14 protein-coding genes and 1 pseudogene are annotated in these 16,807 nt (G+C 62.7%); 6 read left to right on the top strand and 9 right to left on the bottom strand.

Translation table 11 applies throughout. The annotated features are described in order from the left end of the window. Positions 1-14 precede the first annotated feature (14 nt). Both RHP72_RS03385 and RHP72_RS03380 read left to right on the top strand, forming a co-directional pair. Positions 15-470 (top strand): hypothetical protein, encoded by a 456-nt coding sequence (locus tag RHP72_RS03385; protein WP_051649621.1) that lies wholly within the window; start codon positions 15-17, stop codon positions 468-470. Between the two features lie 891 nt (positions 471-1,361). Further along, a complete protein-coding gene (locus tag RHP72_RS03380) occupies positions 1,362-2,183 on the top strand; it encodes an HAD-IIB family hydrolase (protein WP_058227961.1) in 822 nt (273 codons plus the stop codon). A gap of 433 nt (positions 2,184-2,616) precedes the next feature. On the opposite strand, the gene RHP72_RS03375 is transcribed toward RHP72_RS03380, so the two are convergent. Next, positions 2,617-3,186 (bottom strand): GNAT family N-acetyltransferase, encoded by a 570-nt coding sequence (locus tag RHP72_RS03375; RefSeq protein WP_058227962.1) that lies wholly within the window; start codon positions 3,184-3,186, stop codon positions 2,617-2,619. A gap of 1,278 nt (positions 3,187-4,464) precedes the next feature. On the opposite strand from RHP72_RS03375, the gene RHP72_RS03370 reads away from it, so the two are divergent. Then, complete coding sequence (locus RHP72_RS03370) at positions 4,465-5,691, top strand: MFS transporter (RefSeq protein ID WP_054826770.1); 1,227 nt, start codon at positions 4,465-4,467, stop codon at positions 5,689-5,691. Positions 5,692-5,809: 118 nt separating this feature from the next. Next, complete coding sequence (locus RHP72_RS03365) at positions 5,810-6,295, top strand: DUF6301 family protein (RefSeq protein WP_058227964.1); 486 nt, start codon at positions 5,810-5,812, stop codon at positions 6,293-6,295. A 26-nt stretch (positions 6,296-6,321) separates the two neighbouring features. Here the strand turns inward: RHP72_RS03365 and RHP72_RS29385 are convergent. The 4 genes and pseudogenes from RHP72_RS29385 to RHP72_RS03350 all read right to left on the bottom strand — a co-directional run. Then, positions 6,322-6,549: pseudogene (locus RHP72_RS29385) on the bottom strand (DUF6301 family protein); the annotation flags it as partial. 124 nt (positions 6,550-6,673) lie between these two features. Continuing rightward, a complete protein-coding gene (locus RHP72_RS03360) occupies positions 6,674-7,804 on the bottom strand; it encodes a lipase family protein (protein WP_311094316.1) in 1,131 nt (376 codons plus the stop codon). 435 nt (positions 7,805-8,239) lie between these two features. Beyond that, positions 8,240-8,890 carry a hypothetical protein gene (locus RHP72_RS03355; protein WP_311094315.1) on the bottom strand — a complete coding sequence of 217 codons (651 nt, stop codon included), beginning with the start codon at positions 8,888-8,890 and terminating at the stop codon, positions 8,240-8,242. 271 nt (positions 8,891-9,161) lie between these two features. After that, complete coding sequence (locus tag RHP72_RS03350) at positions 9,162-9,494, bottom strand: hypothetical protein (RefSeq protein WP_020968326.1); 333 nt, start codon at positions 9,492-9,494, stop codon at positions 9,162-9,164. A gap of 668 nt (positions 9,495-10,162) precedes the next feature. On the opposite strand from RHP72_RS03350, the gene RHP72_RS03345 reads away from it, so the two are divergent. After that, complete coding sequence (locus RHP72_RS03345; RefSeq protein ID WP_044480144.1) at positions 10,163-11,392, top strand: IS110 family transposase; 1,230 nt, start codon at positions 10,163-10,165, stop codon at positions 11,390-11,392. A 236-nt stretch (positions 11,393-11,628) separates the two neighbouring features. Further along, complete coding sequence (locus RHP72_RS03340) at positions 11,629-12,150, top strand: 2-oxo-4-hydroxy-4-carboxy-5-ureidoimidazoline decarboxylase (RefSeq protein WP_003941084.1); 522 nt, start codon at positions 11,629-11,631, stop codon at positions 12,148-12,150. Between the two features lie 56 nt (positions 12,151-12,206). Here the strand turns inward: RHP72_RS03340 and RHP72_RS03335 are convergent, their stop codons facing one another. From RHP72_RS03335 to RHP72_RS03320, 4 genes are all read right to left on the bottom strand, one after another. Next, positions 12,207-12,662 carry a tellurite resistance TerB family protein gene (locus tag RHP72_RS03335; RefSeq protein ID WP_003941110.1) on the bottom strand — a complete coding sequence of 152 codons (456 nt, stop codon included), beginning with the start codon at positions 12,660-12,662 and terminating at the stop codon, positions 12,207-12,209. An 84-nt stretch (positions 12,663-12,746) separates the two neighbouring features. Continuing rightward, positions 12,747-14,303, bottom strand: coding sequence for a TerD family protein (locus tag RHP72_RS03330; RefSeq protein ID WP_209448314.1), 1,557 nt, complete (start codon positions 14,301-14,303; stop codon positions 12,747-12,749). 40 nt (positions 14,304-14,343) lie between these two features. After that, positions 14,344-15,237, bottom strand: a complete 894-nt coding sequence (locus RHP72_RS03325) for an SGNH/GDSL hydrolase family protein (protein ID WP_209448313.1) — start codon at positions 15,235-15,237, stop codon at positions 14,344-14,346. Positions 15,238-15,395: 158 nt separating this feature from the next. Then, positions 15,396-16,805, bottom strand: coding sequence for a TerD family protein (locus tag RHP72_RS03320; RefSeq protein ID WP_050655989.1), 1,410 nt, complete (start codon positions 16,803-16,805; stop codon positions 15,396-15,398). Between the last annotated feature and the right edge of the window lie 2 nt (positions 16,806-16,807).

Raw genomic sequence — 16,807 nt, 5'->3', positions numbered from 1 at the left:
GGTACAACTAACCAATGAGGAGCTACGCCAATCGCCATCGCATACTGATCGTGTTCACCGTGATGGTTGTCGTAGTGGGCTCGCTGTGGTGGACGAAAACGATCGCCTTCACCCGATCACTAGCCATTGCCTTCAGTTCCGAACCACACGGATCCGTTCCGCGCGGCGATCTCGCAGACATCACTCCCACAATCGTCGCCAGCTTCCCGTTCTCCGAAGAGACGGTCAGCCTCGTCGCGGACAGAATCGTCAACACGTACGGCGGCAACACATCCGACTACGAATCAACCCTGACCATCACCGACACAATTGATTTCGCCGGAAAAGTCGTGACAGCACGCGGACGAACACCGCTGGCCACCCAACGGATGGCGAACTATGGCGCACAAGCACTGAGCGAGCTGATCAACGAAGCCACCTTCACGCGGACCGGCCAAGCAAAAGTTTCCTTCCTGGTGCTCACCGACTAAACGCCGCCGCTGTTAGCCGAGTGCGCAGCTCACCGACACCCACCACAAACCGGGGACGTGTCATCACCCCAGTTCAACGCCACAAAACGAGCACTCAGGCACGCGCAGGTCGGATACCCGCTCATAGTGAAGGTGAATCCCGCCGCTCCCCAATCGCCAGCACCCCCATCAACCCCACAACCACGACAAATTCCGTCCACGGGAGCCACGACGGCACAAGCCGATCAGTGAACACCACCAAGGCGCAGGTAATCAGCGCGAGCACAGATACAACGCCCAAAACGCCACGAAGCACCCACCGGGCCACACGCGAGGAGAACATGCCGCTACCCCCGATCAACTGGCATCGACCACTTGTGCTCAGTCGGCGGTTGTCGCCGCCTCGAATATAGCGCCGCACCCATCAACACCCACCCGACGACCGCGAACACCGACGCCACACCATCGAACACCACCATCACCACCCTCTGGTCGAAGGACGGCGCATAAGTACACGAAGAGACGACAACCGGCAGCCACACCCTCGACGCACTCTCCAACGCCACAGCCGAATCGGCTGCACACAGCTCATACGAACACCGCCCCACCCCCAAGAACGCGAAAGCACCGAACGCCCCCACCACCAACACCAACCCCACACCAAACAACACCCACCGACACCACCGCGCCCATCCCCCGAATGCCATCACCCGCGCACCATAAGCCGAGCAGCCACGCGATACGGCTCTGGACTCGCCGGCGAAATTCAGGTGTCGCTATTCAGCACGATTTGTGTGCGCCCACCGTCTCTGTTTGGGCGACGAATACCGATTCGAGTATGTTGCACCCGAGCCGACCCACACACGGTCTACCGATGAATTTTGTCGAGTTGACACTATCGAAGGATGACCCTTGGTTTTCGAATCCGGCCACCCGATGATGATTGCCCTCGACATTGACGGCACCCTGCACGTCGCGGAGGACACGAATCCGCTCGCGCACGAAACGATCAGCATCGCAGTGAGATCGGCTGTGCGGGCAGCTGTTCGATCCGGAGCCCATGTCGTGCTGTGCACCGGCAGACTCGCCCCCGCCACACGACCGTTCCTACTCGAGCTCGACATCATGACGGGGTTCGCGATCTGTTCCAACGGGGCCGTGCTGATCGATGCCGCAACCGGGAAAATCGCGGAGCAAGTGGTCTTCGATTTACGCACTCCCATCGCGGTACTACGCGAACAACTACCCGGCGCGATCTTCGTAGCCGAGAACCCGGGCATCGGGGTCAGAGCAACCGGCCGTGTCGACGACGCGGATATGCACCATGGCGAGGTCGAGCTGGTCGATATCGACAAACTTGCGACCACGCCGACCACCCGACTGGCGATCCACTGGCCTGGACGCAGTGGGCAGGAGCTGACCGAAGTCTTGTCTGCTCTCGATCTCCCCGGCATTCGAAGCCTGTGCTACGAAGACGAACCACTGGCCGACTTGACCGCGGCCGGCGTAAGCAAGGCTGCGATGCTGGAAAGGCTGCGCATCGACCTGGGCGTCGCCGCAACACGGACCCTAGCCGTCGGTGACGGCATCAACGACCTGGAAATGCTGGACTGGGCCGCTCACGGCGTGGCCATGGGTCACGCACCCGCTTCTGTGCTTGCCGCAGCCGACCAGATCTGCCCACCAGGCACCGAGGACGGTCTTGCCACCGCATTGTCGACATGGTTCCGATAGACGAAACGCGAAATTGCCTCGCGTATTTTTCACTCTGATGATCGATACGGGCTGTAGGAAACTCGAACCCAGTGGCCGACTGCGCGGAACCCGGCCCAATTGGGATCAACACGCCGACACGAACCGCAAGTTCCCCACGTCCTCTGCATCGATCTCAGCCGTATGCTTGCCGCCATCGCCGAAAATGTGAGACAAAATTCGGGCATGGTGAGATCCTGAGACAAGCGCCGGGGGGTTCGCGGCGTTGATACAAATGTGGACTGCTTCTTTGCATTTCTGAAGTATTGGGCTGATGGTGTTCGTCGTATTGCATGGAAGATTGCTGGTGCCTGTGCAGGCCAAAGGCTTGCTGTCGAAGGTCGAATCTGACCGCAGGGTCTCCGGTGTCCCAGGGATTGTCTCGTTCGGGTGAGTTGGTCGTAGCTGGGGCTATTCAGGCGATTCTGGCGTGCAGGTGCACGTCGTGCCATCCGTCTGCGTGCAGCATGTACCTCCGCAACGTGCCTTCCTGCTGGAAGTGAGCGTGGTGGGCAACAGCGCAGGAGGCTTGATTGTGTACCGAGTGCGTCAACCACAACCGCTGAAAATTTGCGGTGCCGAAAGCCCATTCGCTTACTGTCTCGACCGCTTGGGCAGCAAGGCCCGAGCCTCGCATTGCCGGCCGGAGCCAGTACGAGATCTGTGCGCTCGACGATGGTGAATGCACGGTTCGTAGTGAGACAGATCCGGCGACGTCCCCTCGGTCGGTGGTGATGGCCCAGCCTGCGTCGCTGTCGGCCGACCATTGTGTCCGCCATGATCGGATCCAACTTCGGGCTTCGTCGATGTCGTTCATAGCGCGCATGTTCCACCGCTGGATGTCAGGGTCGGAGTACGCATCGACTACGGAACTGGCGTCGCTGTCGACCCACGGTCGCAGGAGAATCTCGGGACCCGACAAGACGGGTTGGTTGCGGCAGCTCAACATATTCGGCGAGGAATCGGGACCGACGAGAGCGGGCATGAATAGCATCCTTTCATGCCAGCGGAGTTTGGCGGTTCTCCTGTTGCGACAAAGTGTTGACCCCGTAGATGCAGGTAAGAGCGGCTTGCCGGTGACCTCGTTGACCACTCGAGACCGCGTTTCCCCCTACAGGTGTTGTGCCGGAGACTCTTTCACCACGCCTCCGCCAGTGTTCACGCCTGGGTTTATCCGCAATCTTCATCCAACGCGCAAAATCACGGCCCTCCGTGGGAGTCGCTCTCCCCTCCCACGTCGACTGCTGCGAGAAAACTCCACACCGCACCAAGTCATGTCCGTACGATCGGATCGTCGCCGCCGCCGCCGACGACCGATCACACGCGTAAAGTTCCTCGAAAATAAGGTCGCTGTGCCGATTGCATCACCGGACGCATCGAGCAACCGATACGGCTGCTTCGGAACCGGCCGAAATCAGCCGCCCCACGTCGGGGACGACAAGCCTTGCAAAATCCTCCCGGTGCGTCTCGCTGCACATACTGAGGAAAGCATCAGCACGAACCCGACCTGCAATGATTCGATCCGCTAGTTCAGTCAATATGGCAGCGCGCCCCCGTTGGTGGATGCCCAAGTGTGGCGAGCATCGGCGGCACTGGCTTTCCGGTGGCGGCACTCGTGCCTTCTACTGGGCGCGGGTTTGTACTGGATTCGGCCGGTTTTCGGAAGTTGAGACAATACCGAGTTGAGCGAGAGCGCAGAACCGGGTGAGACTGAAGGGTGGAGCCCGGTCCCGGACGAGGGCCAGGCTGGCGGTGATGTTGGAGGGCGGTCAGTGGGCGTACCGATACACCAAGGGCGCTGAGCCGATTCCGATGAGTGCCGGAGCGCCCTGCCCCGGTGTAGGAGTACAGCAGTGAGGACCGCACCGAATACGTTGCGGGCCTTATTGGTTGGTCAGCCCACTGTGTATTCATCTTGTTCGCGAGCCATTCCGCGTCCGACTGGACCATCGGTCCTCGCGGGCAGCAACCCGCTGCCATTGCCTTGGACGTAATGGGTGAAGCACTCGTTCTCGTACCCGCCTTATTCTCCGGTGCGGGGCATCACGACAAAGCTTGTGGAAGAAGTTGTTTCGATCATGGTTATGTCTTCCCTCGAATCGGTAGAGCCGCTCCCCTGTCACCATGTCGAGTACTTCTCTCAACTTCGCAATGCCAAACAACCGTCCCGGGCTCAGCACCATATCGGGCGTGCTCGACTACAGTCCCCTTCATGGGACGGACCTGCAGAGTCGGACATGTGGCGGCATCGTGAGTAGAAGCGATGAGTGAGGTTTCTCCGGCCGTCAATCGTTCATCATTTCGCCGCTTCCTCACGGCCGCGGTGATCAGTTCGGCCGGCTCGTCGGTGACAGCGGTGGCGATGCCCATTTTGGTAGTGCAGCTTCTAGACGCGACGCCCTTCGAAGTCGGTATGGTGAACGCGGCTCAGTTGATTCCTTATGCGGTGCTCGGGTTGTTCGCGGGGGTTTACGTCGATCGGTGGCGGCGCAAGCCAATCCTCGTGTGGGCCAGCGTCGGTCGGGCGGTAGCACTCGGGACTGTTCCGCTCCTGTGGCTCGCCGGGCTTCTGCACATCTGGGTTCTGGTCATCGTGTTGCTGTTGTTCGGCTCCTTCTCGGTGTTCGGCTTCGCTGCGATGCAGTCCTTGTTACCCCGGCTGGTTCCACGCAGCCAACTGGTGAAAGCAAACGCTCGACTCGACCAAGCCGACGCAGCAGCAACGACATTGGGGCCAACGGTCGGAGGCGGACTCATTGGCCTGCTCGGCGCTCCAGTGGTGATTGCCGTCGACGCAATCAGCTATCTCGCTGATGCCGCACTCAATTCCGGTCTCGACGTAGACGAGCCGCGACCCGCTTCTCGCTCCCGCAACCTGATGAACGAAATGCGTGAGGGTCTGAGATTCACCTACCGCCACCGCACTCTCAACCCGCTCGCAATATCGACACACGTGTGGTTCCTCGCCAACGGAGCCGCGTTGACTGTGCTGTCTCTCTTCGCCCTCCGCTCACTCGGGTTCAGCGCCTACACATACGGCCTGCTTCTGACGACGTTCGGTGTCGCAAGCCTCCTCGGAGCGTCCAGTGCACATGCGATCGGCACGCGAATCGGACCAGGACGAACGGTCATCCTCGCCCGCTCGCTGTATCCCCTCACCTGGCTTCTCGTTACCTTCGCGACCGACACACTTGTTGGCCATCTCCTTCTCTTCGCAGCTCTTGGCCTGCAGGGCTTGGCAGCAGGCGCGGAGAACGCGAACGAGATGGGCTATTGGCAAGCGCTCACTCCGGATGAGCTTCTCGGGCGCGTGAATGCCGCCCGGCGTTCCGTCAACCGCACCATGGCCGCCCTCGGTGCCGTGACAGCAGGCCTGTTGGTCGGCGCGATCGGCGAACGCCCCACCCTGATCGGCGTCACCATCGTGTTCGCAATCGCGGCAGGCACACTGGCGTTCTCGCCGCTGCGACACTCGGCGCGGGATCTCTGACCTCGGCGTTCAGCGCAGGTTTACCTCCGCGGCGGCCGAGTTCTCTGACAGCGTGTAATTCCTAGGAGCGTCCGTTCCAGGTGCAGGTCATGTTGACACTCGCAGATAGCATCCACGCATGCACGTCGACATCGAGGGCGCCACCCGGATCGCCCGCCTCGCCGCAGAATTCGACTGGACCTGGGCCGTCGACGACCTGGAACCATTCTGCGCACAGGCTGGATGGGAGCTCGTCGAACTCAGGCATGCTGGCGGCTCGATTCGGACGAACTTTCATGTCGGCCGGCCGACGGCGAACATGTTCGGGCGGCAACATAGAATGGATTCGATCTCGATCTTAGTCACGGACGTGGCAGATGATGCTACGCCCATGACCGTGGTGCGTCCGTTGCTGGTCGAAGGATTCACGAACCTCGATGTGGCACTAACTGCACTCCTGGGGACAGCCACGAGCGCCGAACCTGAGGCAACTATCCGGTGGGATCTGCCGAAAGCGGTCATCACACTGAACCTGGGTGCCAGTGCGATCCACCTGCATCTGAAGAGTCCGGGATATCAGGCATGGGCGGATGAGCCCGAACCGGAGTACGAGGACGAGGACTAGCGATCGAGGTCATCTCCTGACCAGGTTCAGTCGAATTTTGTTGCCAGGAAGAATATTTCAGCAGAACGGTCAAAGTCGGTTCGCCTGGTCGCATCGCACTGTGGCCCCAAGCGATCCGTAACGTCGAAGTCGATCGCCTGGACGCTGTACGTGTCTAGATCCGCGGTCCACCCAGGACATGCGATGTTGAGGTCTATGGTTATTGACGCGCCTCGCTCCCGATGTTCGGTGACGGTCCAACCTGCGGCGGGGGCAAGAGCCTCGACGCCATAGCTGCAACGCTCGGCTTCGGCAGATCCTCGGTCAACCGCGCACTCCTGACGGTGCTGAGAAGATCAAAAGTGGGTCGGACAAGCTCTCACGAAACGCATGATTCACCTACGGCTGGAAGAGATTCCGGACGAAGGAGAGGCTTTCGGGGAGCGCTGCCCGCATCGTCTCGATATGACCGGTCGGATATGTGCGGAATGTGACTGGCTGGCGGTTGGCGGCGAGTTCGGCCGCGAGTTTCAAAGCCAGCGGTGCCGGCACCATCTCGTCCGTCAGCCCCTGCCCGAGGAACACTGGCCGGTCGTACCCGGTCGTCGGGATCTCCAGCATGCCGCGAGCAGCAGCCAGCACCGCGGGATCGTCGAGGGGCCGGTTCACCAGATCGCCGATCGTGACGTCGCCGAGGCCCGATGCCATGTCCTGGTAGCAGTCGGTTTCGGCTCGGGCCAGGGCATCCGTGCCGCGTGGTGTCAGGTAGCGATCGATGTCGAGATCGGGTCGCGCCGCCCGGAGTCCGGCCAAGAGGTACGAGACGAACACGGTGCTGCCGGTCAGTGGCAAGCGGGGAAAGTCCGGCCCCACGAGTGGTGCAAGGTTCTCCAGATTGGACGGCGCCCCGGTCGCGACCGCGCCCCGGTAGTCCAGTTCGGGTGCGTACCGTGTGGCGATCGCTGCCGCGACCATAGCGGCCTGCCCGCCCTGAGACTGTCCGAGTGCCAACCACCGCGGTGAGAGCGACGGTTCGACCGCACGCGCGGCACGCACCATGTCGATCACGCTGTGCGCCGCCGACGGTCCGTCCAGGTACGCGTGGATTCCCGGCGTGCCGAGCCCCACGTAGTCGGTCGCGACGATCGCGTAGCCCTGCGAGAGCCAGTTCGTGAGGTACGGACTGCCGACGGTCCCGGTCACGGTGGGAGCGCACTGGTCGGAAATACCTACAGTGCCGTGAGCCCACGAGATGACCGGCCAGCCGCCTTCGGGTGGGTCGCCGGGGGGCAGGAAGAGCGCGCCCGTACTCAACGCGGGCCGGTTCAGCGGTCCTGTGGACCAGTACGTGAGCTTTGATGCGTTGGCGGCGCCGGGAATCCAGAAGGAGTGCGGCAGGGAAGTTGCCGCGGTCACTGTGCCCGGCGTCGTGATTGGCGACGGTTCCTGCGCGTGGACGGGCGCGGTCGAAACGGCCGCGGAGGCGAGCGCGATCACCATTAATGCTTGGCCGAGCCGTCGTCGGATCATTGCACCGCTCCCCGGGTTCATCCGCGTGTACGCCGACTACCATTCTGCGCGAACCGGAGGTGCCGGTATACCGGTTCGACTATCTTCGGGTGCCGCTCCTGCAGTCGAGGGGCCAGCGGACTGTGCGCGACGAAGAACTTACAGCCGAGGTCAGCCGAGCATACCGAGAACTATTCGGTCTACGGCGCGCACACGGTGTGGCTGGAAATGCGTGGTGAGGGCAATGATGTGGCACGGTGCACGATTGATGGTTGTCTTCGGGCTCGAATGAGCACGAAGAGGCATGCCCAAGGGCTACCTCGAGCATGATCGGTCCGTCGACGTTGAGCCAGTGAGGTGGGACTTTGATGCGAGGGTGCTCGAGGCTGCGGTTGGCGAGCGCTTCGCGGCGTTCGAGGCAGGGCAGGTGGTCGTCGACGTGCCGTCGATGTCGAACTACCTACCGACTCGTTCGACGCGCCACGGGGGGATATCCCGCCGCGGCCTGACCTTGATCGCACGAAATTTGTATCCGTCCTGGTCGATGACCAGCTCCCATTCGAAGTCGACCTGCTCTCCGACGACGAGAGCGCTGATCCCTCCGCCGATGCTGAAACTGTCGCCCGGCCGAGCGTTGATGACTTCGTCGGGGTGTAGGGCGCTGTAGAAGGTCCAACAACCGCCCGGAGTGTCCGCGGAGTCGATGACTCCCCAGCCTTCCTCACCATTCCACGTGGTGACGACACCGACCGCTGGGGTGCCGATCGGGGGCGCGATCGTATCGTCGAGGTCGGTGATGTCTAGATCGGTGACCTCGTGAACGGTGCCGTCGGGATCGATATCCCAAGCCCTGAAACCGGGCGGTCCCGGCGGCGTGTGGTCCTCGCCGACTGGCCACGCCTGCACGGTGTGAAAGTCGTAACCGACTGCCGGCTCGTCGAGTTGATTCCACTCGAACTCGACTTCCTGACCTTCGACCAAACCCGGGAACCCGTGGACCACTACAGATGTCCATGAGGTCCAGCTACCGCCCGGAGTGTCTGCGGAGTCGATCACGCCCTGCATACCCCCCACGTCCCAACTACGTACCACTCCTCGGCTCGTCATGACCTCAGTATGTCCAAGACCACGGTGGCTAATGAGCGGAACCCGAAAGCCTGTCCAGAACGGGCGGAACTGGGGTAACGAATCTGTGGGGCACTTGATCACCTATGCAACCCGGGACCAAAATTGTTTTCCTGCAACACTTCTGAATTTCTTAACGCGGTTCTTTTCGGGAAGTTCGAGAGGGTGATCACGTTGGGTATAAGCATTTTTTCGATGCACACGCTCATCGAAAAATCCGAACGCGTGAACGACCAGGAAGGCGAATAGACATTCACCAACAAAGGCCCGAGGCAGTGGCGAGCATGTTGACCACGACCAGTGTCGACGATACGACCGACAGTGTCGCGAGCACGGCCGCAGTCACGGTGCGGAGACGAAGCGCGCAGACGACGAATGCCCCAGACCATACGGACAACGTCGCGATCACCAGCCATCCGCCACCGGCCATGTCGCGTTCCGCAGGTCCGTCACAGCTCGTGTCGATTGAATCCCACAGACCGAACAACACCAAGGCCGCCGCCACGAGCGTCCAGACCAATGCAAGGAACAACACGCCGATCTTCCGCCAGATGGTCACATCCTGAGCCTGCACGCGCAGCGACACCCGCGAATCCGTACAACTACTCAACGTCGACCGTGGAACTGGTCTCTGCGCACTTTTTCGCAGCGAGCGCCCTATTAACGACCTTGGTGTTCGTTGTGAGCTTGCTGGTGATGGCGATGGTTGCGCTGTCGACGTTCGCAGGGAAGATCCCGACGAGGTTTTCGATGATCCGTGCTTGCAGTGTGAGGTCTCGTTGCACGGCGAAAGAAGGTCCGAAGGCGCCGGTGGCGATCGCGAGCCCGAGCGAGCAAAGCGCCTAGCTGGATACGGGCGGGCCAGAGAAGAAAGTCAGTCATGATCGGGTTTTTCCTAATTGGTGTGTAGAAGCACGGACCGACGGGCAACAACGCTCACGCTGGTCTGCTGTTTCTGCGGGTGCACTGCCAGGCGGACTCCAGGGTTTTCCCGGCGCATGCGACGCCTTCTGGAAGAGAGGCAGCGCCGGGCAGTGCACCATTCGGCGTGGTGAAATGTCGTGGTACGAGCCCGCCGCAGGGATGATCTCTTCTTCTGTGTTCCCGAGCCGTGAGCTCTTCGGCAGATCGAGCGCCCTGCGGTGCGCTGGTGTCACGAACGGCTGGTGAGATGACGGACCGTCGAGTCCTGCAATTAGGTCGCCGCGTGCACCACACGGGTTCGCAACCTGCACATCGACATTGGGAGGCGCGGTGGGACTGTACTGCGGAATCGATTGGGCCGAAAACCATCACGACTTCGCGATCCTCAACGACCTGGGCGAAGTCGTGAGCCGGGGACGAGTCGACAACGACGCTGCCGGGTTCGCCCGGTTGCTCGAGGCATTCGCCGAAGCCGGCGACACCGCCGAAGATCCGATCCCAGTCGGGATCGAAACCGATCACGGCCTGTGGGTTGCCGGACTGCGCGCGAGTGGCCGGGTGATCTACCCGATCAATCCGCTCGCGGCCTCCCGGTACCGGTCCCGGCATTCGGTCTCCGGATCGAAATCCGATTCCGCCGACGCGGTCATGCTGGCGAATATCGTGCGCACCGACGCCGTCGCGCACCGCCCACTGCCGGCGGATACCGACAGCGCTCTGGCCATTCGGGTTCTCGCCCGCGCCCAGCAGGACGCCGTCTGGTCTCGGCAACGCTTCGGCAACGAGATCCGCTCGCTGCTCAAGGAATATTTCCCGGCAGCGTTGACCGCGTTTCAGTCGCTCGAAGACGGGCTGACCCGCCCTGATGCCCGAAGCGTGCTCGCTGCAGCTCCGACTCCGACCGCAGCTGCCGCCCTGACCCGGCCCCAACTCAAAGCAGCACTCAAAAGAGCCGGACGTTCCCGATTCCTCGACCGAGACGTCGAACGACTGCGGGCCATCATGCGCGCCCCGGCGCTTCGCCAGCCACCGCAGATCGAAGCAGCGATGGGAATCAGCCTGATGACCCTGTTGCGGCAGTTCGACGCCGCCTGCACAGCCGCCGAGACCCTCGCCGCGCACGTGAGCGTGCTCTTCTCCGAGCACCCGGATGCGAAGATCATCACCAGCTTTCCCGGTCTGGGGCCGCTCGCAGGTGCTCGCGTGCTCGCCGAGATCGGTGACGACCGAAACAGGTTCGCGACCGCGCGCGGCCTCAAGGCCTACGCCGGTGCTGCCCCGATCACCCGTGCCAGCGGGAAGAAAACCTTCGTCCTGCACCGGCACGTCAAGAACCGGCGACTGGCAGCAGCGGGAACGATCTGGGCGTTCAGCGCCCTGCAAGCGTCCCCCGGCGCCCGACGACATTTCGACGCTCGCCGCGCCGGCGGAGACTGGAACCACCAAGCCCAACGACACCTGTTCAACCGATTCCTCGGCCAACTCCACCACTGCCTTACCACCCGCGAATTCTTCGACGAACTGCACGCATTTCCACCTCCCCTCCCGATCGCGGCTTGACTCCTACACCCCGTGAGATGTCTTCCAAGGGGTCCCGGTCTGGAGCCTCGCCGGTTGTCGCCGGTGGGGCTCCTGCGTTGTGTGGGTCAGCTCGTTACGCCGCGTTAAGAACCTGAAAACTCGGTGAGCAAACCTTCCTTTCCCAGGTGAAGCGGCGGATTATCGAAGTGGCCGCGCATCTGGTTACCGCGCGGCATGTCGAGCGCGCCTGAAAGCACAACGGGCCGGGAGGTCACATGCTGCTACATCAATCGATCGGGTTGGAGCGCTTCAACGAACTACCGCGGCAGAAGGCGGTTCACGCATTGTTCGAGTGCTGCTGCTCGCTGACGTGGGCCGGGTGGGTCAGCGACGGACGTCCGTTCGCCGACCACGCGGAGATCCTCTCGCGCGCCGAGGACGCGATTCTCAACCTCTCGGACGTCGACGTCGAACGCGCCCTGCAGTGCCATCCACCGGTCGGCGTCCGTAGGAACAGCGTGCCGTCCCACCTCGAGCAATGCTCGATCTGGGTTCCGGACGACGCCGTCATGGCAACCATCTATCGCGCCGGCGAGGAGTACGAGCGAAACTTCGGCTTCCGGTATCTGTGGTGTTCGCACGGCCACGACGCCGACGACCTGCTCGAGAACATCGGCCAGCGCATGTCCAACGAACGGTCCGTCGAGCGCAAGGTCTGCGTCGACGAGCTCGCCAAGATCACGCGGACGAGGATCGAGCGCATGCTGGGACCCGAGGACGGCTATCCCGAGTACTGAAAAGAAAAGCGGGTGCAGCGCTTTCGCGCCGCACCCGCTTTCATGCTCTGAATCGATCAGAGATCGAACTCGGCCGGAGAAATTCCGACTGCAAAACACATGTCGCGTACGACGCCGCGCTCGTGCTCGTCGAAGTTGCCGTCCGCGCCGCCGATGATGATGCCGATCTGGATGACCGCGCGGGCCTGATCCTGCTTCGACTTAAGCTTGGCAATGGTTGCGGTTGCCTCGACCTTGCCGAACTCGTAATCCGAGGACAGCTTGCTGCAGTACCAGTCGAACTGCTCACGAAGCTCGTCCGGTGGGAAGACCGCGAGCGACTCGTTGCTCATGATCAGCGCGGCGGTCTTCTGACGCTCCGACGGATCGATCGAACCGTCTGCGGCGGCGATCAACGCGCACATTGCCATGCTCGCGTTCTTGAATTCCTTGTTCTGGAACTGGCTGGTCTTTGTCTTGAGCTGGCCGTTCATCTCCTGAGCCTTAGCCTTCAACTGATCCCAGAATGCCATGAGTCTCCTCGAGTATTGCCGCCACACACCGCGCGTGGTCGTACCACCACTCTGCCTGTGCGCTCGGCAATCCGCCATCGGCCACTAGGTGCGGTCGAACACTGCCAGAATTCGCGACTCGGAGATCGGGTCGAGCACGTCCGGGGTGAAGTGCCATTGCGTGCGGGTCCACGGATCGTGAACCTCCGTCTGCCCTGCTGCCGAAAGATGTTGGCACCCCTCGGACAGTGCGGCGACGGATTCTTCCGCGAAGTTCGACTCGTCCTCTCCGACAATCAGTATCGACAAACCGATTCCCGGTCCGCGTTCGGCGAGGAACATGATGGTCTGTGCGTCTTCGGCGGAGTACCCGTGCGGGAAATCGCTGAGGATCAACAGGCGCAGGGAACTCGGGCCATCTGCGACACCACTCATTCGCGCGAGTTCGCCCATGTCGACGGCCTCGGCCAGTGCCCGCAAGCGTGCTGAGATCTCGGTGTGAGCGGTGATGACCGGGCCCGCGAGCATCGGTGCCAGTCGGTCGGTCAGTGGAGTGAGCGAGCCGGTCAGGTCGACGACGTCGAGTAGCGGCATCGGACCGGCGGCCATGACACGCACGGTGACGGCACTGATCAGACCGAGCGCTGCTTTGCTCGACGTGCTGTCCACCCAGATCGGCCGGCGCAATGGCAACGGGACGCAGTACGGAACGGTGAGTGTGCCGCGGTCCGGAGCCGACAGCTCGCCAAGACGCATTCCGTCGCTGACGGCTGTGATCTGGGCCGGATCGGTTGTACCCGCCCAGGACACCGACTTCCACGACGCCATCGACCGTGGGAGCACGCCGTCGATCACACCGAGTTCGTGCGCAAGCTGAGCGCTGTCGCGGGCGTGATTGTCCCGCGCGAGTGAGACGAGGTCGTCGTGACGCTTCTGTGCGGCATCGCGCGCCGCCACTCCCGCTGCCGAGTTCCGCAACGACGGATCTGCGACGGCAGCGGTCAGATCTTCGTCCAAACGGGCAAGCGCGTACTCGCTGCTGGAGACGAAGGAAGCGGCAGATCGTGAGGCATCCTCGAAGATCATCCACGCGCGCTCGAGGCCGCGGCCCACCTCCAACGGCTCCACCGCGGAGTCCCACGCGGGCGCGGCTGTCGGGGCTGGTTGTGCCGGCTCGTCGTCCACCTCGACGCCGTGCACCGAGATCAGTTCCGCCAGACCACCCGCATAGCCCTGCCCGACGGCCCGGATCTTCCAGGCACCGGACTTTCGGTACAGCTCCCAGCAGATGACCGCTGTCTCGGTACCTGCGGTGGGGATCGCGAATTCGGCCAGGACCGAACCGGATTGATCGCTCAGGGTGGCGGAGAGCCCGGCTGTGCGAAAGGCGCCCGCGGCCGTCGCCGCCGGATCCACGCTGACGATGCACAACACGGCCGCGGCATCGGGGTGAAGTCGATCGAGTTCCACCCGGATGCCGCTCTGGTCGAGTTGCACTCCAGCGGTGGATGGTTGGTTGTAGAACACGAAGTCCGCGGACGTCAATGCCCGCAGGTTCGCGTCCGCTACCAGCGCCGACACGTCGAACGGCGTCTGGCTCTCGGCTCGAAACGTCACCACGGGCGCCTGCAGCGGCGCGTTCTGTCCGGGAACAAAAGTCATACCCACAGCAGCGAACTATGCCATGACCGGGCTCTCTCGGTCAGCCTTGCAGGTCCGCCACCACTAGATCGGCGACCGCGGTCATCCCGGCGTCCGTGAAGTGCAAGCGCTGCGCCGTCGACTCCGAGAACAGGCCTTCGAACCAACGCTGATCTGCACTCGCACATGCGTCGTGCCCGCCGGCGATGCTCGCCGCCGCAATGTCGACAGTGCGCACACCGTGGGCGTGGGCGACCTCGTCGAACTTCGTGTTGTAGCGAGCGAAGTAGTCCATGAACCAGGATGCGTCGGCGTCTGAGAACGGAATGTTCGGCCAGCATCCGCGAGAGGAGATCATGCCGCCCTCACCGATCAGGTAGATGCGAGCGTTAGGCGCGCGCTGCGTGACCGCAGTCAGGATGCGATCCAATTCTCCGGCAGCCCGGTCGATTCCGGATTGGGCGACGGAATTCGCGAGCGGGTCGTACCGGCATCCACGATCGGTTCCTGGCCCCGGAGCGACGCACAGGGGACCGAGGAAGATGCTGTTGGAGTCGTTGCCGCCGATCGAGATGGTGATCAGGTCGGTGTCCGGGTGAACGGCATCGAGTTGGACAGGCCAGTAGTTCGGAATCAGCTGTGGAGTGTCGATGATGTTCTCGGCGCGTGCCGCGCTGCAAGAGACGTCGGCGAACTCCGCGACCTCGAGTGCCCGAGAGATCTTGCCCGCGAAGTTCTCGTACGAACGCGAACAGGCGTCGGGGTACATCGGTTCCAGCCTTGGGCCGGAGGCGCGGGAGTCACCGAGGGCGACGTACTTGATCCCGGTGCCGGATACACCTGACAGCGTTTCCGACTGCGGCACCGAAGCCTGCGCGATTCCGGTGCTCACGAGCGCCAGCACAACGCCTGCGACGGCCGCCGCCCGACCGAGAAGTTTCCCTCGAATGATCATCTACTGTGCCAAGTCCTCTCGCGCACGGCCGCTCGACTGACGGCTCGACATGCCGCATGAGGTTAACGCACAGAGGGGGAAACGATGTCCGGTTCGACGGACGGCGATCGAAATCACCTACCGCCGAACCGGATTCATCTCGACTATGCAGTCTCGACTCAAGCAGTGAGGAAACGGCCCAGCTGCGGCGCAGCTTCTCCTGCGTGCTTGGCCTGGATACCTTCACCGATGGCCTGCAGCTTCCATTCACCGTTCACGCGGTACACCTTTGCCATCACCATTCCGGTGAAAGCCATGCCGCCCTGGAGCGTGTATCGAGCGAGCTCGGAGTTGGTGGTGCTGTCCACGAGACGGCAGAAAGCGTTGGAGACCTGCTCGAACGTGTGTCCGCGGTACGAGGTCACGGTGAAGATCACGGTGGTCACGTGAGCCGGGACCCGCTGCAGATCGACGAGCATGACCTCGTCGTCGCCGTCTCCGTCGCCGGTCAGGTTGTCACCCATGTGACGGACCGAGCCGTCCTTGGACGTCAACTGACCGTAGTAGCAGACGTCGACGAGGTTGCCGTCGGCGTACAGGAGTGCCGAAGCGTCGAGGTCGACGTCGGCGGTACGGCTTCCGAACAGGCCGCTCTTCTTGATCGGATCCCAACCCAGACCCATCTGGATCATGGTGAGCGCGACGCCGCCCTCCTTGCGGAGTGTGACCTTCTGTCCCTTGGTCAGGCTGACGGGGCGTCCCTTGACCAGGCTCACCTCGGGCTGCTGCGCCGGCGGCTGGTTCTGCACGGGAGGCGCCGGGGGTGCCTGGTTGTACGTCGGCTGCTGGTTGTACGTCGGCTGCTGGTTGTACGCAGGCTGCTGCGCCGGCGGGTAGGCCGGCGGCGTCGGTCCCTGGTTGTAGGCGGGCGGCTGGTTGTACGCGGGCGGGGCCGGCGGAACCGGCGGCGCGTTGTACGAAGGCTGCTGCTGCGGCTGGTTGTACGCCGGCGGTGTAGGAGCGACGGACGAGGGCGGGGTGATCGGCGCCGGAGCCGCGACCGGAGTGGGCGGCGGCGGCGCGGGCGCATCGTCGACCGACACACCGTGATCGGTGACCAGCGCGGCAAATCCACCCGCGTACCCCTGGCCGACGGCGCGCACCTTCCACGCACCCTGGCGTCGGTACACCTCGAGCGCGATGACGATGGACTCGGTGGTGAGGCCGTCGATCACGTACTCGTACAACACGTTCCCGGCCGCATCGGAGACCCGAGCGGTCGGTGCAGCAGTGCGCCCGAAGTTCGACGAAGCGTCGTCGAGCGTGATGACGGCGCGAACCTGCTCGATATCGGCGGGTACGCCGGCGAGTGAGACTCGGAGTGAGGCAATGCCACCCGGGTTGGGTACCAATTGCACGCCGGGTCCGGTCGGCTGGTTGAAGAAGACGAAGTCGGCGTCGGAACGAACTTTTCCGTTGCTCGTCACGAGGAGTGCAGACAGGTCAGCGGCCGCAGCCAGCTGAACCGAGACAACTACATCCGAGACGTCCAGCGGGCCGTTCTGCCCTTTGGCAAGCGATACAGACAACT

Origin of the sequence: Rhodococcus sp. SG20037 (assembly GCF_031763325.1) — a bacterium.
Taxonomy (GTDB): domain Bacteria; phylum Actinomycetota; class Actinomycetes; order Mycobacteriales; family Mycobacteriaceae; genus Rhodococcus_F; species Rhodococcus_F qingshengii.
This window is presented reverse-complemented; position numbering and strand designations above follow the sequence as displayed.